Raw genomic sequence first — 24,509 nt, 5'->3', positions numbered from 1 at the left:
TTTTGCCCGCGCAGCGCGGGCTTTTTTTTGCCTGCGATTTCTGCCTGAGCAAAAAAAATCCCAGCCAGTGACTGGCCGGGATAAAGTATTCTCACAGGAAATGAATTCGTTACTTGGGTAATTCATTGACGTCATTAGAGTAACGCATTGTCTGACTAAGACAACTCCTAACTTCCGTTTAATTTGTACAAAAATCCACAGCCTGTACAAGCTACTCGGCTACAGCCTGCGCCACTGCTGATCTTTCGCACCGCCCGCGACTGTCACTCCCGTCACTTTTCTCACTTGCTTTTAAGATAATTCCTGGAGTTGTCGAACCGCTATCGAGCGCTTTACGCCCTCCCTGCGCCTGTGAAACTCTGGACTATACTCAATGCTCACCGTCACTTATGAGGTATTGCCAATGCCGACGTTGCAGGACCCGGTGATGATTATCACCGATCTCGACGGTTCGCTACTGGACCACCATACCTATAGCTGGCAACCCGCCGAACCCTGGCTGGCACGCCTGCATGCGCAGCACATCCCGCTGGTTATCTGCTCCAGTAAGACTGCAGCGGAGATCGTCCCGCTGCAAGATCAGCTGGGGATCGCCGGTGCGCCGTTTATAGCTGAAAATGGCGCGCTAGTGCAGTGGGATGACGGCAGCGGCGCTGGCCCTTTCAGGGAGTCGGGCGGCACCGATTACGCCACGCTGTGCCGCACGCTGCAGCGCCTGAAACAGCAGCACGGCTTCAGGTTCATCGGCTTTGCCGAAGTCAGTGAAAAGGAGGTCTCCGACTGGACCGGGCTGGCCCCGCATCAGGCGGCTTTAGCACGCCAGCGCGAGGCCTCGGAAAGCCTTATCTGGCGCGACAGCGAGAAGCGTTTCACCGAGTTCCGCCAGCATCTGGCGCAGCAGGATCTCACCCTGATCCAGGGCGGGCGCTTCTGGTCCGTGGTGCGCAGTGGATGTGGTAAAGGCGCGGCGCTGCGCTGGTTGCTCCAGCACTACCCTCACCCGGCGGGGCCACCGCTCACCATTGGCCTGGGGGACGGCCCTAACGATGCGGAGATGCTGGATGCCGTCGATTATGCGGTGGTGATTAAGGGCTACAGTAAAAATCCGGTTATTTTGCAGCGTCAGGATAAGCACTCTATTTATCACACCGAACATTTTGGCCCGGAAGGCTGGTGCGAAGGGCTTGAGCATTTTATCACTCAGTAAGCTGAGGTCACCTTTACGAGGTAAGCGATGAGCGATTTTTACCAGAACGGCGTCATTACTAACTTTCATAACCTGACGGGGCGCAGCGTGGAGGAGCTGGAAAAAGAGCTTACGCGCTTCTCACGCAAGCGCAAAATGGGGCTGATCCTCCCTTCCCTTTATTCGGAACTGGAAGGTCCGGCCCTCAGCCATATCGTCGATGAGCTGGCGAAAGTCCCTTACCTGGCCGAGATCGTGATTGGGCTGGATCGCGCCGACCGCGATCAGTTCCTGCATGCCCGCGAGTTCTTTTCGCGCCTGCCTCAGCGCCATCGTATTTTGTGGAACGACGGCCCGCGCCTGAAAGCGCTGGATGCCGAACTGGATAAAGAGGGGCTTTCCCCTGCGCAGCCGGGTAAAGGGCGTAACGTCTGGTTCTGCACCGGCTACACCCTTGCTTCCGATAAAACCGCCTGCGTGGCGCTGCACGATTGCGATATCGTCACCTATGAGCGCGGCATGCTGGCCCGCCTGCTCTACCCGCTGGCGAACCCCAGCTTCCAGTATGAGTTCTGCAAAGGGTTCTATGCCCGCGTCGCGGATGGCAAGCTGAATGGCCGCGTTGGCCGCCTGCTGGTTGGCCCACTGCTGCGCTCGCTGCAAAAGGTGTACGGCCATTCGGAGTATCTCGACTATCTCTCCAGCTTCCGCTACCCGCTCTCCGGCGAGTTCGCCATGCGCACCCATGTACTGAACGGCATTAAAATTCCCGGCGACTGGGGGTTAGAGATTGGCGTGCTGTCCGAGATCTATCGCAACTACACCACGCGGCAGAGTTGCCAGGTGGAGATTGCCGATAACTACGACCATAAGCATCAGCCGCTGGCCGAAGAGGATGGCACCGGGGGACTGAAGCGCATGAGTAACGACATTGTGCAGTCGCTGCTGCGTAAAATGGCCACCATGGGCGTTAATATCACCAGCGACTCCTTCCGCGTGCTGAAAGCCACCTACTATCGTAACGCGCTGGATATGATGGAGATCTATAACCATGAAGCGACGATGAATGGCCTGAAGTTCGACCAGCATGCGGAGGAAGCCGCCGTGGAGATGTTTACTCAGGCCATTCTCGACGCCGGGCAGTCGTTTATTGAACGCCCGAATGAGAAACCCTTTATCCCCAGCTGGAGCCGCGTGCAGTCAGCCTTCCCGGATATCCTGCAGCGTATCTATCAGGCCGTTGAGGATGATAATACCGGTGACGTCTGAACAAAATTAAGGGGTTAATTGTCGGTTTTTTGATCTCAATGACAATGACCGACGGTTAACCCTGCGACTATGGTGGCATCCATTACTGGCGGTATCTGCGGGGGTTAACGATGTCCAGATATCCACAAGGCAGTATCGTGCGCCATAAAACCGGACAGATTAAAGGCGTGGTGCTGAATGTTTTTGAACAGGGTGACCAGCCCGCCGGTTACTACGTCAAGTGGGACGATGGCAACCATAGCTATCATAGTGAAAATGAGCTGATCTGGGCGAATATTGACCGCCCGCGCATGCACTATACGCAGCAGTCACCAAAATAGGCCAGGATGCCCAACTGCCGCTAAAATCAAGGTATACTCCGCGTAGCTGAATCGGGACCGCCCGGCACCACAGCGGTTTTCCGATCTCCCCTTTGCCAAGAGACCGTCTAACTGATTATGCCAGAACTCTACCGCTACGACCTGCCGACCAGAGCAGGCGACCAGCGCCAGCTGGGGCAATTAACCGGTGCAGCCTGTGCCGTTGAATGTGCCGAAATGGTTGAACGTCATCAAGGCCCGGTGGTATTGATTGCACCGGATATGCAGAATGCACTGCGCCTGCAGGATGAAATTAAACAGTTTACCGACCAGCCGGTGATGGCGCTGGCGGACTGGGAAACGCTGCCTTTTGACAGTTTTTCGCCGCATCAGGAAATTATCTCCTCGCGACTCTCCACCCTGTATCAACTGCCGACGCTTGAGCGCGGCGTGCTGATCCTGCCGGTTAACACGCTGATGCAGCGCGTCTGCCCGCACAGCTTCCTGCACGGCCATGCGCTGGTGATGCAAAAAGGGCAAAAGCTGTCGCGCGACAAGCTGCGCGCCCAGCTGGAACAGGCGGGCTATCGCAGCGTGGATCAGGTGATGGAACACGGTGAGTTTGCCACCCGTGGCGCACTGCTTGACCTTTACCCGATGGGCAGCGACCGCCCTTACCGTATTGACTTTTTCGATGATGAAATCGACAGCCTGCGGCTGTTTGACGTCGACAGCCAGCGCACTCAGGAAGAGGTCGCGGCGATTAATCTGCTGCCCGCGCATGAGTTCCCGACCGATAAAGCCGCGATTGAGCTGTTCCGCACCCAGTGGCGCGAACATTTTGACGTGCGTCGTGAAGCCGAGCATATCTATCAGCAGGTGAGCAAAGGCACCCTGCCCGCCGGGATCGAATACTGGCAGCCGCTGTTCTTCGAGCAGCCGCTGCAGCCGTTATTCAGCTATCTGCCGGCCAATACGCTGCTGATCATTTCCGGCGACCTGGAAGCCAGCGCCGAACGTTTCTGGCAGGATGTTAACGCCCGCTATGAGAACCGCCGCGTCGACCCGATGCGTCCGCTGCTGCCGCCGCCAACCCTGTGGCTGCGCAGTGATGAGCTGTTTGGCGAACTGAAGCAGTGGCCGCGCGTGCAGCTGAAAACCGAACTGTTGGCCGATAAAGCCGCCAATACCAATCTGCATTATGAAACGCTGCCCGATCTGGCGGTGCAGGCGCAGGCCAAAGCACCGCTTGATGCCCTGCGCCGTTTTCTGGAGAGTTTCAGCGGCCCGGTGGTGTTCTCGGTAGAGAGCGAAGGCCGCCGCGAAGCATTGCAGGAGCTGCTGGCGCGCATCAAGCTGAAGCCGACGGCGATCCACTCGCTGCCGGATGCGCAGGCGCCAGGCCACTATCTGCTGATCGGCGCCAGCGAACACGGTTTTATCGACGGCCTGCGTAACCGCGCGCTGATCTGCGAAAGCGATCTGCTGGGCGAGCGCGTTAGCCGTCGTCGCCAGGACAGCCGCCGCACCATCAACCCGGACGTGCTGATCCGCAACCTCGCGGAACTGCATCCGGGCCAGCCGGTGGTGCATCTCGAGCACGGCGTCGGGCGCTATATCGGCCTGACCACGCTGGAAACCGGCGGTATCCAGGCGGAGTATCTGATGCTGGCGTATGCCGGCGATGCCAAGCTGTATGTGCCGGTGTCGTCTCTGCATCTGATCAGCCGCTACGCGGGCGGTGCCGAAGAGAACGCGCCGCTGCACAAGCTGGGCAGCGATGCCTGGTCGCGCGCGCGCCAGAAGGCGGCAGAAAAAGTGCGCGATGTGGCCGCCGAACTGCTGGATATCTATGCCCAGCGTGCCGCCAAAACCGGCTTTGCCTTTAAGCATGACCGGGAACAGTATCAGCTGTTTTGCGAGAGCTTCCCGTTCGAAACCACCCCTGACCAGTCCGCTGCTATTAATGCCGTGCTGAGCGATATGTGCCAGCCGCTGGCGATGGACCGCCTGGTGTGTGGCGACGTGGGCTTTGGTAAAACCGAAGTGGCAATGCGTGCCGCCTTCCTCGCGGTGGAAAACCACAAGCAGGTGGCGGTGCTGGTGCCGACCACCCTGCTGGCCCAGCAGCATTACGATAACTTCCGCGACCGCTTCGCCAACTGGCCGGTGCGCATTGAGATGCTGTCCCGCTTCCGTACCGCCAAAGAGCAGGTGCAGGTGCTGAGCGAGGCGCAGGAAGGCAAGGTTGATATCCTGATCGGCACACACAAGCTGTTGCAGAGTGAGATCAAATGGCGCGATCTCGGCCTGCTGATTGTCGATGAAGAGCACCGCTTCGGCGTACGGCATAAAGAGCGCATCAAAGCGATGCGTGCCGATGTGGATATTCTGACGCTGACCGCCACGCCGATCCCACGCACGCTGAATATGGCGATGAGTGGGATGCGCGATCTGTCGATTATTGCCACGCCACCGGCCCGCCGCCTGGCGGTAAAAACCTTTGTGCGCCAGTACGATGAGCTGGTGGTGCGCGAGGCGATCCTGCGTGAAGTGCTGCGCGGCGGCCAGGTTTATTACCTCTACAACGACGTCGAAAATATCGAGAAGGCCGCACAGCGTCTCTCCGCACTGGTGCCTGAAGCGCGTGTCGCTATCGGCCATGGTCAGATGCGCGAGCGCGAGCTGGAACGGGTGATGAACGATTTCCACCACCAGCGGTTTAACGTGCTGGTGTGTACTACCATCATCGAAACCGGCATCGATATCCCGACCGCGAATACCATTATTATCGAACGTGCCGATCACTTTGGTCTGGCGCAGCTTCACCAGCTGCGTGGCCGCGTGGGCCGTTCTCACCACCAGGCCTACGCCTGGCTGTTGACGCCACACCCGAAAGCGATGACCACCGACGCGCACAAACGCCTGGAGGCTCTGGCTTCGCTGGAAGATTTGGGCGCGGGCTTCGCGCTGGCAACGCACGATCTGGAAATCCGTGGTGCCGGTGAGCTGCTGGGAGAAGGTCAGAGCGGCCAGATGGAGACGATCGGCTTCTCGCTGTATATGGAGCTGCTGGAAAATGCCGTTGATGCGCTGAAGGAGGGCCGTGAACCCTCGCTGGAGGATCTCACCAACAGCCAGACGGAGATCGAGCTGCGCATGCCTGCGCTGCTGCCGGATGATTTTATCCCGGATGTTAATACCCGCCTCTCCTTCTATAAGCGCATTGCCAGCGCGCAGGAGTCCGGCGAGCTGGATGACCTCAAGGTTGAGCTGATCGACCGCTTTGGCCTGCTGCCGGATGCAGCGCGTAACCTGCTGGATATCGCCGGGCTGCGTCTGGTGGCGAAGAAGCTGGGCGTGCGTAAGGTTGAAGCCAGCGAGAAAGGCGGCTTCGTTGAGTTCGCCGAGAAAAATAAGGTCGACCCGGCCTGGCTGATTGGCCTGTTGCAGAAAGATCCGCAGCAGTGGCGGCTGGACGGCCCGACGCGCATTAAGTTTATGCGCGACCTTGGCGAGCGCAAAGTGCGTATGGTTTGGGTGCGGGAGTTTATGGATAAGATGCTGGAAAACGCGGCGGCGTAACGCATGTTACCAACAATAAGGGCGGACCGAAAAAAGGGTCCGCCCTACAGGGGATGCCGATAACCTGAATATTGTCGGGGCCGACCGCTTTTCAGGTTGGCCCTAACAGTAGGGACGAACCTTAACCAAAGGTCCGCCCCTACAGAACAGCGCGCCAGGATGCTATTACGCTTTGTCGCTCAGCACCAGCTGGCCGTTATTATCGAGCGGGATGCGCGTGCCTGGGTCGTTTTCCATGCGAATTTTACCCTGCTGGTCACCAATTTTATAGGTGACGTCATAGCCCAGCATCTTTTCCTGCTTGTCGTAAACGGTTTTGCAGCGCTGCTCGGAAGTGGTGTAAGTATCGCGATCCTGCAGGGCGCCCTGCACCTGATTACCACCGTAGCCGCCGGCCAGCGCACCCGCTACCGTTGCCACATCGCGACCACGACCGCCACCAAACTGGTGACCCAGTACCCCGCCCGCTACCGCGCCCAGCACTGAACCGGCAATGCGATTTTCATCCTGCACGGCGCGACGATGCGTCAGCGTAACGTTGCGGCACTCCTGACGAGGGTTCTTCAGCGTCTCTTTGATTGGCGTTGCAGAGAGCACCTGCGCGTACTGCGGTCCGCGATCGAACACGTTCATACTTGCCACAGCGGCCACACCCAGGGCGGCTGCCACACCGATGCCAATACCCGCTAACATTGATTTATTCACAGGAAAACCTCCTGAAATTGTTACCGCGCATGATTGCCTGCTGAGACGTCCTGTAACAGCTACGGCATTCCCGGCGTGCGCGACGCGCCGTGGTAATGAGTCTTGAGTTTGCGTTGTGTGAGCGAATGTGACAATAAGAATACTGGAAGAAAAAGGGCCAGCGCATGATAAGAGAAAGCTTTTAAGAGAGTTCTTAACGGGGGGTTCAGACGGCGCTATCAGAACAACGGCTTATAGCTGGTGGCACTATAAGCCGTTTATTTTACAGAAAGCGGCGGGATTAATGCAGCTTCATTCGTGGACGGATCACACGGTTAATACTGCCCACCAGCATCATCAGACCAGTTTTAAAGTAGCCGTGCAGCGCCACCTGGTGCATACGATACAGTGAGATGTAAACGAAACGCGCAATGCGCCCTTCGACCATCATTGAACCGCGCATCAGGTTACCCATCAGGCTGCCCACGGTGCTGAAACGGGACAGGGAGACCAGCGAGCCATGATCTTTATAGACGTAGGGCTTCTGCGGCTGCCCTTTCATCTCTGCCAGAATGTTGGCCAGCACGCGGGAAGCCATCTGGTGCGCGGACTGCGCACGCGGCGGCACAAAACCCCCGGACGGCAGCGCACAGGAAGCGCAGTCGCCAATCGCGTAGATATTCGGGTCGCGCGTGGTTTGCAGCGTTGGCTCAACCACCAGCTGGTTGATGCGGTTGGTTTCCAGACCGCCCAGATCTTTCATAAAGTCCGGTGCTTTGATGCCTGCAGCCCAGACCATCAGGTCAGCTTCGATAAATTCGCCGGACTTGGTGTTCAGGCCTTTCTTGTCTGCGCTGGTCACCATGGTTTGCGTCAGAACGCGCACGCCGATTTTGCTCAGCTCCTGGTGGGCGGCGCTGGAGATACGCGGCGGCAGCGCAGGCAGAATGCGCTCACCGGCTTCCACCAGCGTGACGTTCAGCGCCTGGTTATCCAGACCTTTATAACCATAGCTGTGCAGCTGCTTAACCGCGTTGTGCAGCTCGGCTGACAGCTCTACGCCGGTGGCACCGCCGCCAACGATAGCGATATTGACCTTCTCCTGCGTGCCTTCGCTGGCAGAAAACTTCAGGAACAGGTTCAGCATTTCGTTGTGGAAACGGCGCGCCTGGTGCGGGTTATCGAGGAAGATACAGTTATCCTTCACGCCCGGCGTACCGAAGTCGTTTGAGGTACTGCCCAGCGCCATCACCAGCGTGTCGTAGGCCAGCTCGCGTTCCGGTACCAGCACTTCACCCTGCGCATCGCGGATTTCCGCCAGCTGCAGGCGGCTATTTTCGCGGTCGAGGTTGGTCAAGGTGCCAAGCTGGAAGCTGAAGCCATGCTTGTGGGCATGAGCCAGATAGCTCAGACCGTCGATGCCTTCATCCAGCGATCCGGTGGCGACTTCATGCAGCAACGGCTTCCATAAATGGCTATGGTTGCGGTCGACCAGGGTAATCTGGGCTTTCTTCTTGCGGCCCAGCTTATGGCCGAGCTGAGTAGCCAGTTCAAGTCCCCCGGCACCTCCGCCGATAATCACAATTTTCTTCATAGGTGTTGTCAAACGACCCCCTGTAAAAGTGAACCAATCGTTAATTAAAAGTTAAATAAATAACCTTAATTAACATAGGGTTGGCGATATTAATTCGCGAGCTGGGGTCAGAATAACACGGAGGAAATCATCTGCTATAAGAAAATTGATCCTGGTCAATGTTATTAGCAAAACTAAGAATAGTACGAATAAAGACCACAAAATCAGCCCGCACTTTAGCGGGCTTCAGCGGCTGGACGTGACGCCGGGTGCGGCGATTTAACCGAGTGTTTTGAAGGCGTTAATGCGCGGCAGATGGTGGGAGATGCTACGGAACTTGTGGCCCTCAACTTCATCCCACACCACTTCGTAATAGTGGTGTAAGGCCTGCGCGCTGCGGCTGCTGTCGAGCGCATCGTCATGGCGGGAGAGAAACACCAGCCCGCGCTGGCGATTCTGTTCGCGAAAGTGGCTGACGCACTTGGTGGCAATATCCAGGTACTCTTCCGGACGATCAATCTTGCCATCCATCACTTCATTCGGCCACAGATTGGGGTTAAACATCACCTGGCGCACATTGCAGAGAAAGCCAATACGCTCGGCCCAATAACCCCCCAGCCCCACGCCGCAAATCAGCGGGCGATCGTCTTCGCTCTGACGCAGCATCTTGTCGGTTTCTTTGAGCAGATGCTGCATATCATGTTTAGGATGGCGGGTGCTGTAGCTGAGCAGGCGCACGTCCGGGTCGATGAACTGAAGCTGCAACACTTTTTCGTGATTGCCCGGGCTGTTTGAATCAAAACCATGCAGATAGATAATCATCGTCATCCTCATTGTGATTCGCCACGGGCAGCCTGTTGTCAGATGCCCGCAGCCGCTTTATGGGCCAGCCAGCGCTCCTGCAGCGTATTTAACGCGTTGCTCGTCTCCTTCCAGCGCGACGATTCCTGCAGTTGCTGACGGGTAAAGGTTCCCCGATGGTAGAGCTGAGCGACCCTTTCTGCATTGATCGGCGACAGGTTATCCAGCACGCTGACCGCGCCTGCGCGGTTATTACACACCAGGATCATATCGCAACCGGCATCCAGCGCCGCCTGGCCACGCTCTGCGTAGCTGCCCATAATCGCCGCGCCTTCCATCGACAAATCGTCAGAGAAGATCACCCCGTTAAAGCCCAGCTCCTTACGCAGTACCGTTTTCAGCCAGTGTGATGAGCCGCTGGCCGGGCGCGGATCGACTTCAGTATAGATAACATGGGCAGGCATAATAGCGTCCAGCGCCTGCTCGGCGATCAGCTGCTGAAAGATCGGCATATCATGATGGCGGATCTCCGCCTCGCTGCGCGTATCTCGCGGTGTCTCTTTATGCGAGTCCGCACTGACGGCACCATGTCCGGGAAAATGTTTTCCGGTGGTCTTCATGCCTGCATCATGCATGCCGCGAATAAAACAGCGCGCCATTTGCAGGGCAATTGCCGGGTCTTCGTGGAAAGAGCGCTCGCCGATCGCCGCGCTACCGTGGCCGATATCCAGCACCGGGGCAAAACTGATGTCGATGTCCATGGCGATCATCTCCGAGGCCATCAGCCAGCCTGCCTGCTGCGCCAGCTGTTCCGCGCTGGCCGCATCATTCAGCGCAGCAAACGCCTGCATCGCCGGCAGACGGGTAAAGCCGTCGCGGAAACGCTGCACGCGGCCGCCTTCCTGGTCCACTGCCACCACCAGCCGGTTGCGCGAGGCGCTGCGGATCTGCCGTACCAGCTCACGCAGCTGCGCCGGGTCATGATAGTTGCGGCTAAACAGGATCAGCCCCCCTACCAGCGGATGCTGTAAAATCTCACGCTCTTCCGCATCCAGCTCGCAGCCGAGCACATCTAACATTACCGGTCCCACACTTCACCTCTTGTTCTGTCGTTGCTGCCAGCCTTCTGCTGCCAGCGTATAAAAATGTTGTTCACCGCTCTGCTGCGCCCGCAGCTCGTACCAGCTGGTCGCCAGCAGAGACAGCCACGGCTGCCAGCGCTGGATCTGGCCGCTCAGCGCGTCAATGCTCAGCTGCTGACGCGTCGCATAACGGGTAATAAGCCGCTGTTGCTGCGCGCCGTCCAGCCCATTGGCGCTGATGATGGCGGCCAGCTCCAGCGCCACATCGCCATCCGCTGCGTACTCCCAGTCAATAAAGCGCAGCCGGCTGCCTTCGGCGACCAGATTTCCGCAGTGGAGATCCATATGCAGCACCGCCAGCCGCAGCGGATGCGGTTGACCCTGACGCTGCAGCTGCCGCAGCGCGCGCAGCCACTGAACGGTGCGGCGCTGCGGCTGGCTGCGCTGCCAGTAATCCATCAGCAGCGGCATCAGCTGCAGGCGATAACCGCTCAGCGGCTGGTGATGTAAGCTGACAACCTCATCCACCAGCCCCTCCAGCCAGCTGTCCAGCTGCCCGGCGCTCAGCACTTCGCCTGGCTGCCACCCCAGCAGCAGCCAGTCGCTATTCCTGCCGTGTACGCCAGGCGTCAGGCCACTGGCGGCCAGTTTACGCAGCAGACGATATTCGCGCTGGCGGTCAACCCCCGGCATGGTCTGCCCGCTGGCTGCCCGCCGTGCCAGAAATTTGCGATCGCCCAGCGAGACCTGCACGCTGTAGCCGCTCAATCCGCTGAGCGCAGAAAAGGAACCGGCGGCACTCGCCGCCGGAAACTGTTGCCCGATCAGCCTGTCGAGCGCGGGATCAGTGCTGGACGGCACCGCTGCCTGACCAGATGATTTCGCCGGTCTGCACCAGCATCAGCTGCATCTGCAGCGTCGGTGACTTCACGTCACCTTCGGCATTGCTGTACAGCACGTACTGGGCGCCGACATAGCGCGCCAGGCCAATCGCTTTGCTGCGCGACACCAGACTGTCCTCTGCGGAGAGCTCCAGCGTCTGTTTCGCTACCGCCAGCTGCTGCGAGGTGACGAGGGTAAACTGCGCGTTGTTCGCCAGCGAGCTTTGCAGCGCCGCGGTCGCTTTCGCGCTCTGCAGGCTGCCGTTAGTGCTGTTCTTCACGTTATCCACCAGCAGTACGCTGCCCGCCGTGACGCCGTCTGCTTTCAGCATCTGCGCCACCAGCGGTGATACGCTGGCAGGCCAGTTGATGGTCTGCATTTTTGGCGGCTGCGGTACGTTCTGGCCCGGTTCCGGTTTTGGCTGCTCCGGCACGGTTACCGGCGGCTGCACGGGCTCAACCTTGGCGGGTTGCTCAGGCTGCTGCTGCTGTTGATTGTTGATACAGCCGCTCAGAATCAGCGCCAGTAGCAGCACGCCTGAGAGCTTAAAGATATTCCTGTTCACACTTAACTCCTTACAGATACAGGTAGAGACGAACTTTGCTCGCCGTCAGATTACCGGTTTGGGATGAGATGTCGGCTTTACCATGCGCGGGTACTGTCACCGTGCGCGGGCGTTCAAAAGGTAAGATCTCTAACCCTTTATCATCATACCAGTAGAAGCGATAAGTGACCTGAACCGGCTTTTCCTGCTGATTAAACAGCACGGTGGTGGCGCGCTGCTGCCCTTCCCTTTCGCCAATATTCGGTTCATCGGTGGTAATGCCCGCCGACAGCACGGCCGACTCCATCACTAACGACTGTGAGGTATTGATGGTGGTGCGCTCGCTGCTGCATCCGGCTAACGCTACCAGTAACGTGAGTGCCGTTACGCTTGCCCGCATAGATTTGTGTCCGTAGTCGTTGGCGTTCAGGACGCCAGCATTGGGCCTAAAGGACGGCCGCCGAGCAGGTGCAGGTGGATGTGATACACCTCCTGACCCCCGTGCTTATTGCAGTTCATGATCAGGCGATAGCCATCTTCGGCGATGCCCTGATCTTTAGCGATTTTCGCCGCAACCGTCATCATGCGCCCCAGCGCAGCTTCATGCGCGGCGCCAACATCATTGGCGGTAGGGATTAAAATATTCGGCACAATCAGAATATGCGTCGGTGCCTGCGGGGAGATATCGCGAAATGCGGTAACCAGCTCATCCTGAAAAATGATGTCGGCCGGGATCTCACGGCGGATGATTTTACTGAAAATGGTTTCTTCAGCCATGCTGCATGTCCTTGAGCGTAATATAAGTTACCGCAGTATGAGCGAGAGAATCCTTTTCTTTCAACCTGCAACTGACTTTTCTTTCGCTAATCGCACGGCTTTACGACGTTATGCCCCCGCCCGCCCGTCAAAAAATTATTTTTGCGTGACGCTTCGCACAATGAATTGCCATTTTCGATAAAAACGAAACACTGTTTTATAAATTTAGAGATGCCGCAAGGTAATCACGGTGATTTTGCCACTCTGCTCAATTTGCTGGCAAAAACGACAAGGTTGAATGGTTGGGAACACTCTACTTTTCCACCATCCGTCTGAGTTGTCCGGAATACGTGGTTGAAGCCACCCTACAGCAAAGGAGCTTTCCTGATGCACACTCGCAAGATCGGACTGGTGAATTACCTTGCCTACGGCTCCGGGGATTTCCTCGGTGCCGGGACCACGGCGCTGACTGCCGCCTGGCTGCTCTATTTCTATACCACCTTCTGCGGCATGACGCCGATTGAAGCGACTTTTATCTTTGCCCTTGCCCGCGTGCTGGATGCGGCGATCAGTCCGTTGATGGGGTTTCTCACCGACAACTTCGGTACCACCCGGCTGGGAAAACGCTTTGGCCGCCGTAAATTCTTCATCCTGCTCGGTATTCCCGGCGTATTCAGCTACAGCCTGATGTGGGTCGGTGAGATGAGCTATCTGTGGTATCTGCTGACCTACCTGGCGTTTGATATCGTCTACACCATGGTGCTGGTGCCGTATGAAACCCTGGTACCGGAAATGACCGACGATTTTAAGCAGAAAACCCGCTTTTCCGGCGCGCGCATCGCACTGGCCCAGCTCTCAACCATCCTCGCCGCGTTTCTGCCCGGCATTCTGCTGGGGATTTTCGGCAAGGACAATGCGGTGTCATTTTTCTATGCCAGCCTGGTGTTCTCCACCCTGTGCGCCATCGTGCTGATACTGGTGTGGGCGTTCACCTGGGAGCGCCCGGCAGATGCCCTGTCGGCCGAGTCGCAGCGTGCCATGGCGGAGAAACAGCAGCTTAACCTGCGTCAGAGCCTGCAACGGCTGTATGTGGAACTGGCTTCCACGCTGCGCATTCGTATCTTCCGCCAGCATCTGGGGATGTATCTCGGCGGCTATATTGCGCAGGACGTGTTTAACGCGGTGTTTACCTGGTACGTGGTGTTTGTGCTGATGCAGGGTGCGCAGCTGGCTGCCAATCTGATGGGCACCATGGCGGTTCTGCAGTTTATTGCGGTGATCGGCATGATCCCGCTGTGCATTCGTATCGGCCCGGCCCCGGCTTACCGCCTGGTGGTGGCGCTGTTCGCCGCCAGCTCCCTCTCTTATGCGCTGCTGTGGTATGCCGGAATGAGCAACAGCCTGGCGCTGCTGGTGCTGATCTCTGCAGTGGCCGGGCTGGGTCGCGGCGGCATTAATTACATCCCGTGGAACATTTACACCTACATTGCCGATGTCGATGAGGCGATTACCGGCCAGCGCCGCGAGGGGATTTTTGCCGGCATCATGACGCTGACGCGCAAAGCCTCGCAGGCAGGTGCCGTGATGGTGGTGGGTATCGTGCTGCAGCTTTCCGGCTTTGTCTCCGGCAGGTCAGAGCAGCTGCCGCAGGTCAGCCATACGATTATCTTTATCCTCAGCGTCGGCACGCTGGCAATACTGACCTGCGGCTTTGTTATCTCACTGCGCTTTAAGCTCAACCTGCACACGCACCGCACGCTGCGCGAAGAGACGCTGAAAATGCGCGCGGCTGATGGGCCGGTACCTCAGCAGTTAAGCGCGCAGGCACGCGCCACCGTCGAGACGCTGACCGGCATGGCCTATGAAAATCTGTGGGGTAATAACAATATTGGCTACCTCAACCGTAATAAACCTCCGGCAGCAATGCTGCCGCAGGCGCCCACCTTCCCTGCTATCCGACCTCAGGAGCACCATGATGACAGTCTACCCGGTTAAGTACAGCGCGCTGCTGCGCCAGCCCGAATTCCTGCTGCCTAAGCCCGAACTGAGCAAACTGATTGCCCGCGTCAGCGACAATCTGGTGAGCATTACCGACGAAAGCGGCGAGTTTCTGCTGCGCCTTGACGATGGCCGGGTGATTGACACCAAAGGCTGGGCGGGCTGGGAGTGGACGCACGGCATCGGGCTGTACGGCATGTATCACTATTACCAGCAGACCGGGGACCCGCTGACGCTGCAACGTATTGACGACTGGTTCCGCGCCCGGCTGGCAGAAGGCACGCCGACCAAAAACGTCAACACCGCCTGCCCGTTTCTGACGCTGGCCTGCCGCTATGAGGAGACGCGCGACCCGACGCTGCTGCCGGTGCTGGAGCGCTGGGCGGAGTGGGTGATGTATGAGATGCCGCGCACCGAACATCACGGCATTCAGCATCTGGTTTATAACAATGAGAACCACCAGCAGATGTGGGATGATACGCTGATGATGAGCGTGATGCCGCTGGCAAAGATCGGCCAGCTGCTGAACCGCCCCGAATTCGTCGAGGAAGCCACCTACCAGTTCCTGCTGCACACCCAGTATCTGATGGATCGTAAGAGCGGCCTGTGGTTCCACGGCTGGACCTTCGACGGCCAGCACAATTTTGCCGAAGCGCGCTGGGCGCGTGGCAATAGCTGGCTGACGATTGCCATCCCCGATTTTATTGAGCTGATGAACTGGCCGGAACAGCACGCCACGCGCCGCTATCTGTTGCAGGTGCTGGAGACTCAGGTCAGGGCGCTGGCGCAGTGCCAGCATGAAAGCGGGCTGTGGCATACGCTGCTCGACGACAGCGACTCGTATCTGGAAGCCTCCGCTACCGCCGGGTTTGCCTACGGGATACTGAAAGCGATACGCAAACGCTATATCAGCCGCGACTATACGCCGGTGGCGGAACGGGCGTTACAGGGAGTGATTGAGCGCATTAATGATGCTGGCGAGCTGACGCAGGTCTCATTCGGCACCGCGATGGGCAACGACCTCGACTACTATCGCCAGGTACCGCTGACCTCGATGCCTTACGGCCAGGCGATGGCGCTGCTGTGCCTGACGGAGTATCTGCGGGTCTATTTGTAGCCGCTTCATCGAGCTGTAGATAAAAAAAAGGGACGGGCATGCCCGTCCCCTACCGATTGCGTCAGGAATGAGATAAAAAAAGGACGGGCATTGCCCGTCCCCGACTCACGTCATGAATTACATGTTACGGATGTAGTCATCCATTTCGGTTTTCAGGTTATCGGACTTAGTGCCGAAAATTGCCTGAACGCCGGAACCTGCCACAACCACCCCCGCAGCGCCCAGTTTCTTCAGGCCAGCCTGGTCAACTTTTGCGACGTCGGCAACGCTCACGCGCAGACGGGTGATGCAGGCATCGAGGTTGGTGATGTTCTCTTTGCCACCAAATGCCGCCACCAGGTTACCGGCCATTTCGCTGGCTGAACTGGTGCTCTGCTCGCTGGCGGTATCTTCACGGCCAGGGGTTTTCAGGTTCAGTTTGACAATCAGCACGCGGAACACGGTGTAGTAAACCAGCGCGTAAACCACCCCGACAATAGGGAACAGCCAGATGCGGCTGCTGTTGCCGCTCAGCACGATAAAGTCGATCAGACCGTGTGAGAAGCTGGTGCCGTCACGCATGCCTAACAGGATAGCGATTGGGAAGGCCAGGCCCGCCAGGATAGCGTGGATGGCATACAGGATTGGCGCAACGAACATGAACGAGAACTCGATCGGTTCGGTAATCCCGGTCAGGAACGAGGTCAGCGCAGCGGAGATCATGATGCCGCCCACTTTTGCGCGGTTCTCAGGTTTCGCTGAGTGCCAGATGGCGATAGCCGCCGCTGGCAGGCCATACATTTTGAACAGGAAGCCGCCGGACAGCATGCCCGCAGTCGGGTCACCCGCCATGTAGCGAGGGATATCGCCATGGAACACCTGGCCCGCGGCGTTGGTGTATTCACCGATCTGCATCTGGAAAGGTACGTTCCAGATATGATGCAGACCAAACGGCACCAGCGAGCGCTCAACCACCCCATAGATACCAAAGGCCACAACCGGGTTCTGATAAGCCGCCCACTGTGAGAACGTCTGGATGGCGGTACCGACCGGTGGCCAGATAAAGGAGAGGATCACGCCGAGGAAGATGGCGGTGAAACCGGAGATAATCGGCACAAAGCGTTTACCGGCGAAGAAGCCCAGATACTCAGGCAACTTGATGCGGTAGAAGCGGTTAAACATATACGCGGCGATGGAACCGGCAATAATACCGCCCAGTACCCCGGTGTCCGCCAGGTGTTTCGCCGCAATTTCTTCGGCTGGCAGATGTAATACCAGCGGGGCGACCACGGCCATGGTTTTCACCATAATACCGTAGGCCACTACGGCCGCCAGTGCTGAAACGCCGTCGTTATTGGTGAAGCCCAGCGCCACACCAATAGCAAAAATCAGCGGCATGTTGGCGAACACCGAACCACCGGCTTCCGCCATAACGTGTGAAACTACCAGAGGCAGCCAGCTGAAGTTGGCAGAACCAACGCCCAGCAGAATACCCGCGATCGGCAGAACCGATACGGGCAACATCAGCGATTTACCGACCTTTTGCAGGTTCGCAAATGCATTTTTGAACATAGTGTAAAGCTCCTGAGTATGAGTGCTTTTTTTATCGCAGGCTGAGAGATCGGCCTGCGTTGCAGAGGGGGGAGGTCCCGCTGCGGGTGGAGCGCTTTGCGCTCTCGGTATTTATTACGAAGAGTAAAATAAATCCGTTAAAATTTGTTTGATGGCTATCACGTTTCGTTGAACGTGGGCCATTTCTTTAGAAGACTCCGGCAAAAAAGGGCCGTTTTCCGGCACAAAAAAAGTGCAGCAACCTTTTATGGCGCTGCACTTTACGACTTCTGCCTATTAATTACGAGCTATAAAAGAAATCGCTGCTCAATCATTAATCGGCGAGGCGCGACATGGGGACGTGGAACAGGCGTGAGAAGTTTTCCGTAGTGGCCTGGGCCATCTCTTCAATACTCACCCCTTTGACCACTGCCATATATTCCGCCACATCGCGCGTGTAAGCCGGCTGGTTTTCTTTACCACGATGCGGCACCGGGGCCAGATAAGGCGAGTCGGTTTCGACCAGCATGCGGTCGAGCGGAACGTAGCGCGCCGCGTCACGGATCTGCTCCGCGTTACGGAAAGTGGCAATGCCGGAGAACGAGATGTAAAAGCCCATATCTAACAGCTTTTCGGCCGTCTCACGATCTTCGGTAAAGCAGTGCAGCACGCCACCGCACTCGTCGGCCTTCTCTTCCTGCAGGATCGCCAGCGTGTCTTCACGCGCATCGCGGGTGTGGACGATCACCGGTTTGTTCAGATCGCGCCCTACGCGGATATGCTCGCGGAAGGAGGCCTGCTGACGCGCTTTGGTCTCTTTCTGGTAAAAGTAGTCCAGCCCGGTTTCCCCCATCGCCACCACGCGCGGATGGGCTGCCAGGGCGCGCAGCTCGGCGAAGTCGTACTCCTCTTCCTGATTCAGCGGATGCACACCGCAGGAGTAGGCCACGTTTGGCCGCTCGCCAATCAGGTCAACCATGGCCTTGTACCCCGGCAGCGTGGTCGCCACTGCCAGCATAAATTTCACATCGCGCGCGGCGGCCTTGGCCAGCACGTCGGACACGTCCTGATGCAGGGTTTCATAATTCAGGCCATCAAGATGGCAGTGGGAATCGACTAAAAACATCGCATTACTCTCTAATTCGGTGAAGCGGCCGCAGCCGGTTTAACAATAGCTTCCCAGCTCAGCAGCTGTTCGGTTAGCAGCAGCTCGCGGTTAACCGCGACCACATTGAGCAGACGATCGCGGCACTGCATCCACTGGCGCAGGCTGGCATCGATCGCCGCCGAGGGCAGCAGGCTGGCAAGGTGAATCACTTCAGCCTGGCGGTCGACATTGCTGATATATTGCCCGCCGCCCTGTTGCCACTTGACGGCATCCACCAGCAGCGAACAGAGCCAGCCGATGCGCCGTGCAGCGTCATCATGGTTAAGTGCAGGCAGCAGGCCCAGCGTATCGCCCTGCAGGGCGGCAGGCAACGCCTGACAAACCTGCTGGCGCTGCTGCCAGGTTTTTTCTTGCAGCAGTTCAAGCGCGGCCGCCGGTGCCCCGGAGGCAAGGCGCAGCGCAGCGGTGCGCTCATTCAGCCCGGCGGCACACTGCTTATGCAGCCACTGCAGGCTTTGTGCTTCATCCGGCGGCGCGAGGTGCCACAACAGGCAGCGGCTGCGCAGCGTTGGCAGCAGGCGCGACGGTTCACGGCTGCTGAGAAGAAACCAGGTATTCTTCGGCGGCTCCTCCAGCGTTTTCAGTAAAGCATTGGCCGCCGCTTCGGTCAGCTGCCCGGCATCCGGTAGCCAGACGACTTTTGCCCCGCCCTGCTGCGCGTGGTGCCAGAGCTTCTCGGTCACGTTACGTACCGCATCAATGCCGAGCGAACTTTTGCCCTTCTCCGCTTCCAGCCGATACCAGTCCGGATGCGTCCCCGCCTGCATTAGCTGGCAGGGGTGGCACTCGCCGCAGCTTTTCAGTCCGTCCGGCTGTTTGCACATCAGCCAGCGGCTGATGCCCCAGGCCAGCGCATCGTCCCCCATACCGGGCAGCGCCTGAATCAGCAGGGCATGATGCCCGCGCTGTGCCTGGTGCTGGCTGAGGATCTGGCGATAGCTGTGGTTCAGCCACGGATACCAGTTCATTGCTGTTCCTGTAGCCACTGGTTGAGCGTGGCCTTCAGCGCGGCGCTGACCTGTTCCAGTGGCTGGGTGGCATCCACACTGCGGATACGGCTATCGGCGGCGGCCAGGGCAAGATAGCGCTCACGCGTGCGGGTAAAGAAGTTCAGCGACTCCTGTTCGATACGGTCGAGCTCACCGCGCGCGCGCGCGCGCTGCAGGCCAATCTCCGGGGTCACGTCAAGGTACAGGGTCAAATCCGGTGCGAAATCGCCCAGCACGGCCTGCTTCAGGCTGCTCATCAGGTCGCTGTTCATACCGCGTCCGCCCCCCTGGTAGGCCTGAGAGGAGAGATCGTGACGATCGCCCACCACCCATGCACCGCGTGCCAGCGCAGGTTTAATCACGTTTTCCACCAGCTGCACGCGTGCGGCGTACAGCATCAGCAGCTCGGCCTGGTCAGTGACCTGCTCACCCTCAATGCCCTGCTTGATTAAATCGCGCAGTTTCTCGGCCAGCGGCGTGCCGCCCGGTTCGCGGGTGAAAACAATATCGTTAATGCCGTGGCGCTGCAGTTCACTGACTATCGCATCGCGTGCCGTGGTTTTTCCTGCGCCTTCCAGCCCTTCGATAACGATAAATTTACTGTTCATTTTTTTCCTTCAGCGCGAGGCGATACACCTGCACGGCTTTGTTATGGCTCGCCAGGTTAGTCGTAAAGGTGTGCCCCCCTTTCCCATCGGCGACAAAATAGAGGAAGTTGGTCTTTTCTGGGTGGGCTGCTGCTTCCAGGGAGGCCTTACCCGGCATCGCAATCGGGCCTGGCGGCAGGCCGCTGATGGTGTAGGTATTATAGGCGGTTGGCGTTTCCAGATCTTTACGCGTCAGGGTGCCTTTATAGCTGTCGCCCATCCCGTAGATCACGGTTGGGTCGGTTTGCAGACGCATACCAAGGCGCAGCCGGTTAATAAATACCGAGGCCACTTTACTGCGTTCTTCACTCACCGCCGTCTCTTTCTCAACAATTGAGGCCATGGTCAGCATATCATTTTTGCTTTTATACGGCAGATCATCCATTTTGCCCTGCCAGACGCTATCCACCCGTTTTTCCATGCGCTCATGGGCGCGGTTCAGCAGCGCCACATCGGTGGTGTTTGCGGTATACAGGTAAGTATCCGGATAGAACCAGCCTTCCACGCCCTGCTGCTCGCCCTCTAACTTGAGCGCAGCGGCCACCGTCGCCAGCTTATCGTCGCTCAGCGTGTGCTTGATGTAGGGCGCGCTGCGTAGCTGGCTCAGCCACTCCTGCATGCGCGTACCTTCAACAAAACGCAGCGGGAACTGCGCTTCTTTACCGCTGGCCAGCAGTTGCAGCATTTCACGCACGGTCATTTCTGGCGTAAAGCGGTAGGTGCCGGCTTTGAATTTCGACAGCTCCGGTTCCAGCTTCAACAACATCCCAAACCACGGCGTGCTGCTGATAATGTGTTTTGATTCCAGCTGCGCTTCCAGTACCACTCGCCCGGAACCGGCCGGCAGCGTAAAGAGAGTTTCACTGTCAATGGTCAGGGCGGAATCGGCAAACTGATGCGTTTTCCAGTAGCTGAATGCGGCAGCCAGCACGGCGATAGCCAGCAGCGCGACGAGTATCTTTCGGATTTTAGTCATGAAGTTTCCACATCATTCATTATCAGGGTTGAGCTGGCTGAACAGGTCGCGTGACGTATAGCGCCACGCCTCAATCTGGCTGACCGGCAATATCGGCATCAGCGCGTTGGTAATCAGCACTTCTTCCGCATCGGCCAACACCTCATAGCCCTGGCGCACTTCGCTCAGGGTATAACCAAGTGCGATGACCTGTTGCATCACCTGCTGGCGCTGGATGCCATTCACCCCGGAGGCGCTGAGATCGGGGGTAAATACCTGTTTTCCCACGCGCCAGAATAAATTTGCCGCACAGCATTCCACCAGCATGCCGTCACTGTCAAGCACCAGCGCCTCATCCGCGGCGGTCTGCTCAAGCTCTGTGCGGATCATCACCTGCTCAAGGCGGTTGAGGTGTTTTATCCCGGCCAGTAGCGGATTTTTCCCCAACCGGACCGTGCTGAGCGCCAGACGCACCCCGGTCTGGCGCAACCTGAGGTAGTGCGCGGGCCAGGCGGAGAGTGAAATAATTCGAGCAGGCTGCTGGCAGCCGCTGGCGCTGTAGCCACGCCCGCCGCTACCGCGCGTAATAATCACTTTCAGCACGCCATCATCTATCGTGCTGGCGATAGCCGTGATTTCCTGCGCAAGGAGCTGCCAGTCAACCCCGGCGATCCTCAGGCGCTCGCAGGCCTGTTGCAACCGCTGGAGGTGGGCTTGCGGTCGTAGCATACTGCCGTGCAGGACACGGGCGGTCGTAAAGCAGCCGTCACCAAACTGCACGGCACGGTCGCGTGCGTCAATGCTCTCCTGCGCCAGGCCATTCACCCACATCATGCTTGCTCTCCGTAATTTTCACCCGAACAGATTACCTGTCCGGCGCGCCAGAATCATCTGATTCCAGGTAATGAAGCGTATAGAACCGGCCCGCAACGGCCACAAATAAAAAAGGCCCGCTGGGTGCGGGCCTTAGATAAGTACGTGCAGGATCAGATTTTACGGAAGATCAGCGAGCCGTTAGTTCCGCCAAAGCCGAAGGAGTTACACAGGCTGTACTCCATACCTTTCACCTGACGTGCGGTATGCGGGACAAAATCCAGGTCACAACCCTCATCCGGATTATCCAGATTGATGGTGGGTGGGATAACCTGATCGCGCAGCGCAAGGATAGTGAAGATAGACTCCACCGCCCCCGCCGCGCCGAGCAGATGCCCGGTCATGGATTTGGTCGAGCTGACCATAACGCTCTGCGCTGAAGCACCAAACACGGATTTCACCGCCTGAGCTTCGGCTTTATCACCGGCCGGCGTCGAAGTACCGTGCGCATTGATATAACCAATCTGCTCTGCAGACAGCTGTGCATCTTTCAACGCATTAACCATCGCCAGGGCGGCACCTGCACCATTTTCAGGTGGCGAAGTCATATGATAAGCATCGCTGCTCATGCCGAAACCAACGACTTCTGCATAGATTTTCGCGCCGCGTTTTTTCGCGTGCTCATACTCTTCCAGCACCACTAACCCTGCTCCGTCGCCGAGGACGAAACCGTCACGGTCTTTATCCCACGGGCGGCTTGCCGCCTGCGGGTTTTCGTTGCGGGTTGAGAGCGCACGTGCCGCCCCGAATCCACCGACGCCGAGCGGGGTACTGGCTTTCTCAGCACCGCCTGCCAGCATCACATCCGCGTCGTTATACGCGATGATACGGGCAGCGTGACCGATGTTATGCACACCGGAAGTACAGGCGGTAGCGATAGAGATGCTAGGACCTTTCATACCGAACATGATGGTCAGATGACCCGCAATCATGTTCACAATGGTCGAAGGCACAAAGAACGGGCTGATTTTACGCGGGCCACCATTCACCAGAGAGGCATGGTTTTCTTCAATCAGACCTAACCCGCCAATACCGGAACCAATAGCGGCACCAATACGGTCGGCGTTTTCTTCGGTGATCTCCAGGCCGGAATCGTGCATGGCCTGAATGCCAGCGACGACGCCATATTGGATGAAAGCATCCATCTTGCGCTGATCTTTACGCGAGATAAATTCATCACAATTGAAATCTTTTACTAAGCCAGCAAAACGCGTTGCGTAGGCACTAGTATCAAAATGGTCGATAAGGCTGATGCCACTCTGACCGGCAACAAGAGCATTCCAGGTGGACTCTACGGTATTGCCGACGGGAGATAACATGCCAAGACCAGTCACAACTACACGACGCTTAGACACGTTCGTCCTCCAGGGAGGGAAAAGTTGACACTGTGTGGGAAGTTCAGATAAAACTCAGGCGGTCGAATGACCGCCTGGAGATGTTCACTTATGCCTGAGCTGAATTGATATAATCAATGGCAGCCTGAACGGTAGTGATTTTCTCAGCTTCTTCGTCCGGAATCTCGGTATCGAACTCTTCTTCCAGAGCCATTACCAGCTCAACGGTATCAAGAGAATCAGCACCCAGATCATCTACAAAAGAGGCAGTATTAACAACTTCTTCCTGTTTAACGCCCAGCTGCTCGCCAATGATTTTCTTAACGCGTTCTTCGATAGTGCTCATACTATTAAATTTCCTATCAAAACTCGCTTTCGCGATGGTTTTCGTAGTGTATAAAATGTTGAAAAAGATGCAACTAAATCCCGGCTGGTATGACCACGATTTACGCTATTTTGCGGCTTTTACCCCAAATAACGCAAATACTTTCGTGATGATCAGACCATATACATTCCGCCGTTGACGTGCAGCGTTTCACCAGTGATGTACGCGGCCTCGTCAGAGGCTAAAAATGCAACGGCATTGGCGATTTCCTGCGCGCCGCCGAGGCGACCTGCAGGCACTTCCGCCAGAATGCCCGCACGCTGATCTTCGCTCAGCGCACGCGTCATGTCGGTTTCAATGAAACCGGGTGCCACGACGTTAACGGTAATGCCACGTGACGCGATTTCACGCGCCAGTGACTTGCTAAAGCCAATCAAACCCGCTTTTGCTGCCGCGTAGTTTGCCTGGCCCGCATTACCCATTGTTCCAACTACGGAGCCAATGGTAATAATTCGGCCCGCGCGTTTTTTCATCATGGCACGCATTACCGCTTTCGACAGGCGGAATACGGAAGTCAGATTGGTGTCCAGAATATCCTGCCACTCATCGTCCTTCATGCGCATCAGAAGATTATCACGCGTGATGCCTGCATTATTGACTAAAATGTCAACTTCGCCAAATTCGGCACGAATATTTTCCAACACGCTCTCAATCGAGGCTGAGTCGGTAACGTTCAGGAGCAGGCCTTTACCGTTATCACCCAGATAGGCGCTGATAGCATCGGCACCGCTTTGGCTGGTTGCAGTACCCACAACTTTGGCACCGCGAGCTACCAGAGTTTCTGCAATAGCACGGCCAATTCCACGGCTTGCACCGGTGACCAGCGCGATTTTACCTTCGAAGTTCATGTTC

23 protein-coding genes are annotated in these 24,509 nt (G+C 57.4%); 6 read left to right on the top strand and 17 right to left on the bottom strand.

Annotated features, from left to right (window positions below; all coding sequences use genetic code 11):
• The first annotated feature begins 403 nt into the window (after positions 1–403).
• The 4 genes from QLG07_RS01140 to mfd all read left to right on the top strand — a co-directional run bounded on the left by QLG07_RS01140 (position 404) and on the right by mfd (position 6,339).
• Positions 404–1,207 carry a mannosyl-3-phosphoglycerate phosphatase-related protein gene (locus tag QLG07_RS01140; protein ID WP_282468331.1) on the top strand — a complete coding sequence of 268 codons (804 nt, stop codon included), beginning with the start codon at positions 404–406 and terminating at the stop codon, positions 1,205–1,207.
• 27 nt (positions 1,208–1,234) lie between these two features.
• Positions 1,235–2,455, top strand: a complete 1,221-nt coding sequence (locus QLG07_RS01135) for a glycosyl transferase (RefSeq protein ID WP_048916372.1) — start codon at positions 1,235–1,237, stop codon at positions 2,453–2,455.
• Between the two features lie 110 nt (positions 2,456–2,565).
• Positions 2,566–2,775: a hypothetical protein gene (locus tag QLG07_RS01130; RefSeq protein ID WP_282468251.1), complete on the top strand. Its 210-nt coding sequence runs from the start codon at positions 2,566–2,568 to the stop codon at positions 2,773–2,775.
• A gap of 117 nt (positions 2,776–2,892) precedes the next feature.
• Complete coding sequence (gene mfd / locus QLG07_RS01125; protein ID WP_048916374.1) at positions 2,893–6,339, top strand: transcription-repair coupling factor; 3,447 nt, start codon at positions 2,893–2,895, stop codon at positions 6,337–6,339.
• Between the two features lie 165 nt (positions 6,340–6,504).
• On the opposite strand, the gene QLG07_RS01120 is transcribed toward mfd, so the two are convergent.
• The 8 genes from QLG07_RS01120 to hinT all read right to left on the bottom strand — a co-directional run bounded on the left by QLG07_RS01120 (position 6,505) and on the right by hinT (position 12,682).
• A complete protein-coding gene (locus QLG07_RS01120) occupies positions 6,505–7,044 on the bottom strand; it encodes a glycine zipper 2TM domain-containing protein (protein ID WP_048916375.1) in 540 nt (179 codons plus the stop codon).
• 280 nt (positions 7,045–7,324) lie between these two features.
• Positions 7,325–8,629 carry an NAD(P)/FAD-dependent oxidoreductase gene (locus QLG07_RS01115; protein WP_048916376.1) on the bottom strand — a complete coding sequence of 435 codons (1,305 nt, stop codon included), beginning with the start codon at positions 8,627–8,629 and terminating at the stop codon, positions 7,325–7,327.
• 246 nt (positions 8,630–8,875) lie between these two features.
• Complete coding sequence (gene ycfP / locus QLG07_RS01110; protein WP_282468250.1) at positions 8,876–9,418, bottom strand: alpha/beta hydrolase YcfP; 543 nt, start codon at positions 9,416–9,418, stop codon at positions 8,876–8,878.
• 38 nt (positions 9,419–9,456) lie between these two features.
• Positions 9,457–10,476 carry a beta-N-acetylhexosaminidase gene (gene nagZ / locus QLG07_RS01105; RefSeq protein WP_180276708.1) on the bottom strand — a complete coding sequence of 340 codons (1,020 nt, stop codon included), beginning with the start codon at positions 10,474–10,476 and terminating at the stop codon, positions 9,457–9,459.
• A 15-nt stretch (positions 10,477–10,491) separates the two neighbouring features.
• Positions 10,492–11,340, bottom strand: coding sequence for a thiamine kinase (thiK, locus tag QLG07_RS01100; RefSeq protein WP_282468249.1), 849 nt, complete (start codon positions 11,338–11,340; stop codon positions 10,492–10,494).
• A complete protein-coding gene (gene lpoB / locus QLG07_RS01095; RefSeq protein ID WP_282468248.1) occupies positions 11,324–11,926 on the bottom strand; it encodes a penicillin-binding protein activator LpoB in 603 nt (200 codons plus the stop codon). The genes thiK and lpoB overlap by 17 nt, the downstream gene beginning before the upstream one ends.
• A 10-nt stretch (positions 11,927–11,936) precedes the next feature.
• A complete protein-coding gene (locus tag QLG07_RS01090; RefSeq protein ID WP_099753402.1) occupies positions 11,937–12,305 on the bottom strand; it encodes a DUF1425 domain-containing protein in 369 nt (122 codons plus the stop codon).
• A 26-nt stretch (positions 12,306–12,331) separates the two neighbouring features.
• Positions 12,332–12,682, bottom strand: coding sequence for a purine nucleoside phosphoramidase (hinT, locus tag QLG07_RS01085; protein WP_048916381.1), 351 nt, complete (start codon positions 12,680–12,682; stop codon positions 12,332–12,334).
• 366 nt (positions 12,683–13,048) lie between these two features.
• On the opposite strand from hinT, the gene QLG07_RS01080 reads away from it, so the two are divergent.
• Positions 13,049–14,656: an MFS transporter gene (locus tag QLG07_RS01080; RefSeq protein WP_282468247.1), complete on the top strand. Its 1,608-nt coding sequence runs from the start codon at positions 13,049–13,051 to the stop codon at positions 14,654–14,656.
• Entirely contained in the window at positions 14,637–15,776 is a 1,140-nt protein-coding gene (locus tag QLG07_RS01075) for a glycoside hydrolase family 88 protein (RefSeq protein ID WP_133625088.1), read from the top strand. The genes QLG07_RS01080 and QLG07_RS01075 overlap by 20 nt, the downstream gene beginning before the upstream one ends.
• A gap of 117 nt (positions 15,777–15,893) precedes the next feature.
• On the opposite strand, the gene ptsG is transcribed toward QLG07_RS01075, so the two are convergent.
• From ptsG to fabG, 9 genes are all read right to left on the bottom strand, one after another.
• Entirely contained in the window at positions 15,894–17,327 is a 1,434-nt protein-coding gene (gene ptsG / locus QLG07_RS01070; RefSeq protein WP_048916384.1) for a PTS glucose transporter subunit IIBC, read from the bottom strand.
• Between the two features lie 313 nt (positions 17,328–17,640).
• A complete protein-coding gene (locus QLG07_RS01065; RefSeq protein WP_099753398.1) occupies positions 17,641–18,432 on the bottom strand; it encodes a metal-dependent hydrolase in 792 nt (263 codons plus the stop codon).
• Between the two features lie 11 nt (positions 18,433–18,443).
• Complete coding sequence (gene holB / locus QLG07_RS01060; protein WP_048916386.1) at positions 18,444–19,442, bottom strand: DNA polymerase III subunit delta'; 999 nt, start codon at positions 19,440–19,442, stop codon at positions 18,444–18,446.
• Positions 19,439–20,071 carry a dTMP kinase gene (tmk, locus tag QLG07_RS01055; RefSeq protein ID WP_099753396.1) on the bottom strand — a complete coding sequence of 211 codons (633 nt, stop codon included), beginning with the start codon at positions 20,069–20,071 and terminating at the stop codon, positions 19,439–19,441. The genes holB and tmk overlap by 4 nt, the downstream gene beginning before the upstream one ends.
• Positions 20,061–21,086 (bottom strand): cell division protein YceG, encoded by a 1,026-nt coding sequence (gene yceG, locus QLG07_RS01050; protein ID WP_282468246.1) that lies wholly within the window; start codon positions 21,084–21,086, stop codon positions 20,061–20,063. The genes tmk and yceG overlap by 11 nt, the downstream gene beginning before the upstream one ends.
• Positions 21,087–21,098: 12 nt before the next feature.
• Complete coding sequence (gene pabC / locus QLG07_RS01045; RefSeq protein ID WP_230049067.1) at positions 21,099–21,899, bottom strand: aminodeoxychorismate lyase; 801 nt, start codon at positions 21,897–21,899, stop codon at positions 21,099–21,101.
• 152 nt (positions 21,900–22,051) lie between these two features.
• The gene (gene fabF / locus QLG07_RS01040) at positions 22,052–23,293 is read right to left on the bottom strand and encodes a beta-ketoacyl-ACP synthase II (RefSeq protein ID WP_187496985.1); all 1,242 of its coding nucleotides are present in this window, start codon (positions 23,291–23,293) and stop codon (positions 22,052–22,054) included.
• A gap of 88 nt (positions 23,294–23,381) precedes the next feature.
• Positions 23,382–23,618 (bottom strand): acyl carrier protein, encoded by a 237-nt coding sequence (gene acpP / locus QLG07_RS01035; protein ID WP_048916391.1) that lies wholly within the window; start codon positions 23,616–23,618, stop codon positions 23,382–23,384.
• 152 nt (positions 23,619–23,770) lie between these two features.
• Positions 23,771–24,505 (bottom strand): 3-oxoacyl-ACP reductase FabG, encoded by a 735-nt coding sequence (fabG, locus tag QLG07_RS01030; protein ID WP_048916392.1) that lies wholly within the window; start codon positions 24,503–24,505, stop codon positions 23,771–23,773.
• Positions 24,506–24,509 lie beyond the last annotated feature (4 nt).

This window comes from Erwinia sp. V90_4 (assembly GCF_029967685.1).
Taxonomy (GTDB): domain Bacteria; phylum Pseudomonadota; class Gammaproteobacteria; order Enterobacterales; family Enterobacteriaceae; genus Erwinia; species Erwinia aphidicola.
Note: the sequence above shows the minus strand (reverse complement) of the source record. Positions and strands in the feature narration are given on the sequence as shown.

What these genes read in the sequence shown, in the direction of transcription:
- hinT (WP_048916381.1), bottom strand. Translation starts at nt 12,682, where the DNA reads ATGGCTGAAGAAACCATTTTCAGTAAAATCATCCGCCGTGAGATCCCG.
- tmk (WP_099753396.1), bottom strand. Translation starts at nt 20,071, where the DNA reads ATGAACAGTAAATTTATCGTTATCGAAGGGCTGGAAGGCGCAGGAAAA.
- holB (WP_048916386.1), bottom strand. Translation starts at nt 19,442, where the DNA reads ATGAACTGGTATCCGTGGCTGAACCACAGCTATCGCCAGATCCTCAGC.
- ycfP (WP_282468250.1), bottom strand. Translation starts at nt 9,418, where the DNA reads ATGATTATCTATCTGCATGGTTTTGATTCAAACAGCCCGGGCAATCAC.
- fabG (WP_048916392.1), bottom strand. Translation starts at nt 24,505, where the DNA reads ATGAACTTCGAAGGTAAAATCGCGCTGGTCACCGGTGCAAGCCGTGGA.
- ptsG (WP_048916384.1), bottom strand. Translation starts at nt 17,327, where the DNA reads ATGTTCAAAAATGCATTTGCGAACCTGCAAAAGGTCGGTAAATCGCTG.
- mfd (WP_048916374.1), top strand. Translation starts at nt 2,893, where the DNA reads ATGCCAGAACTCTACCGCTACGACCTGCCGACCAGAGCAGGCGACCAG.
- QLG07_RS01135 (WP_048916372.1), top strand. Translation starts at nt 1,235, where the DNA reads ATGAGCGATTTTTACCAGAACGGCGTCATTACTAACTTTCATAACCTG.
- QLG07_RS01090 (WP_099753402.1), bottom strand. Translation starts at nt 12,305, where the DNA reads ATGCGGGCAAGCGTAACGGCACTCACGTTACTGGTAGCGTTAGCCGGA.
- QLG07_RS01065 (WP_099753398.1), bottom strand. Translation starts at nt 18,432, where the DNA reads ATGTTTTTAGTCGATTCCCACTGCCATCTTGATGGCCTGAATTATGAA.
- nagZ (WP_180276708.1), bottom strand. Translation starts at nt 10,476, where the DNA reads ATGTTAGATGTGCTCGGCTGCGAGCTGGATGCGGAAGAGCGTGAGATT.
- QLG07_RS01080 (WP_282468247.1), top strand. Translation starts at nt 13,049, where the DNA reads ATGCACACTCGCAAGATCGGACTGGTGAATTACCTTGCCTACGGCTCC.
- QLG07_RS01140 (WP_282468331.1), top strand. Translation starts at nt 404, where the DNA reads ATGCCGACGTTGCAGGACCCGGTGATGATTATCACCGATCTCGACGGT.
- QLG07_RS01130 (WP_282468251.1), top strand. Translation starts at nt 2,566, where the DNA reads ATGTCCAGATATCCACAAGGCAGTATCGTGCGCCATAAAACCGGACAG.
- yceG (WP_282468246.1), bottom strand. Translation starts at nt 21,086, where the DNA reads ATGACTAAAATCCGAAAGATACTCGTCGCGCTGCTGGCTATCGCCGTG.
- acpP (WP_048916391.1), bottom strand. Translation starts at nt 23,618, where the DNA reads ATGAGCACTATCGAAGAACGCGTTAAGAAAATCATTGGCGAGCAGCTG.
- QLG07_RS01075 (WP_133625088.1), top strand. Translation starts at nt 14,637, where the DNA reads ATGACAGTCTACCCGGTTAAGTACAGCGCGCTGCTGCGCCAGCCCGAA.
- pabC (WP_230049067.1), bottom strand. Translation starts at nt 21,899, where the DNA reads ATGATGTGGGTGAATGGCCTGGCGCAGGAGAGCATTGACGCACGCGAC.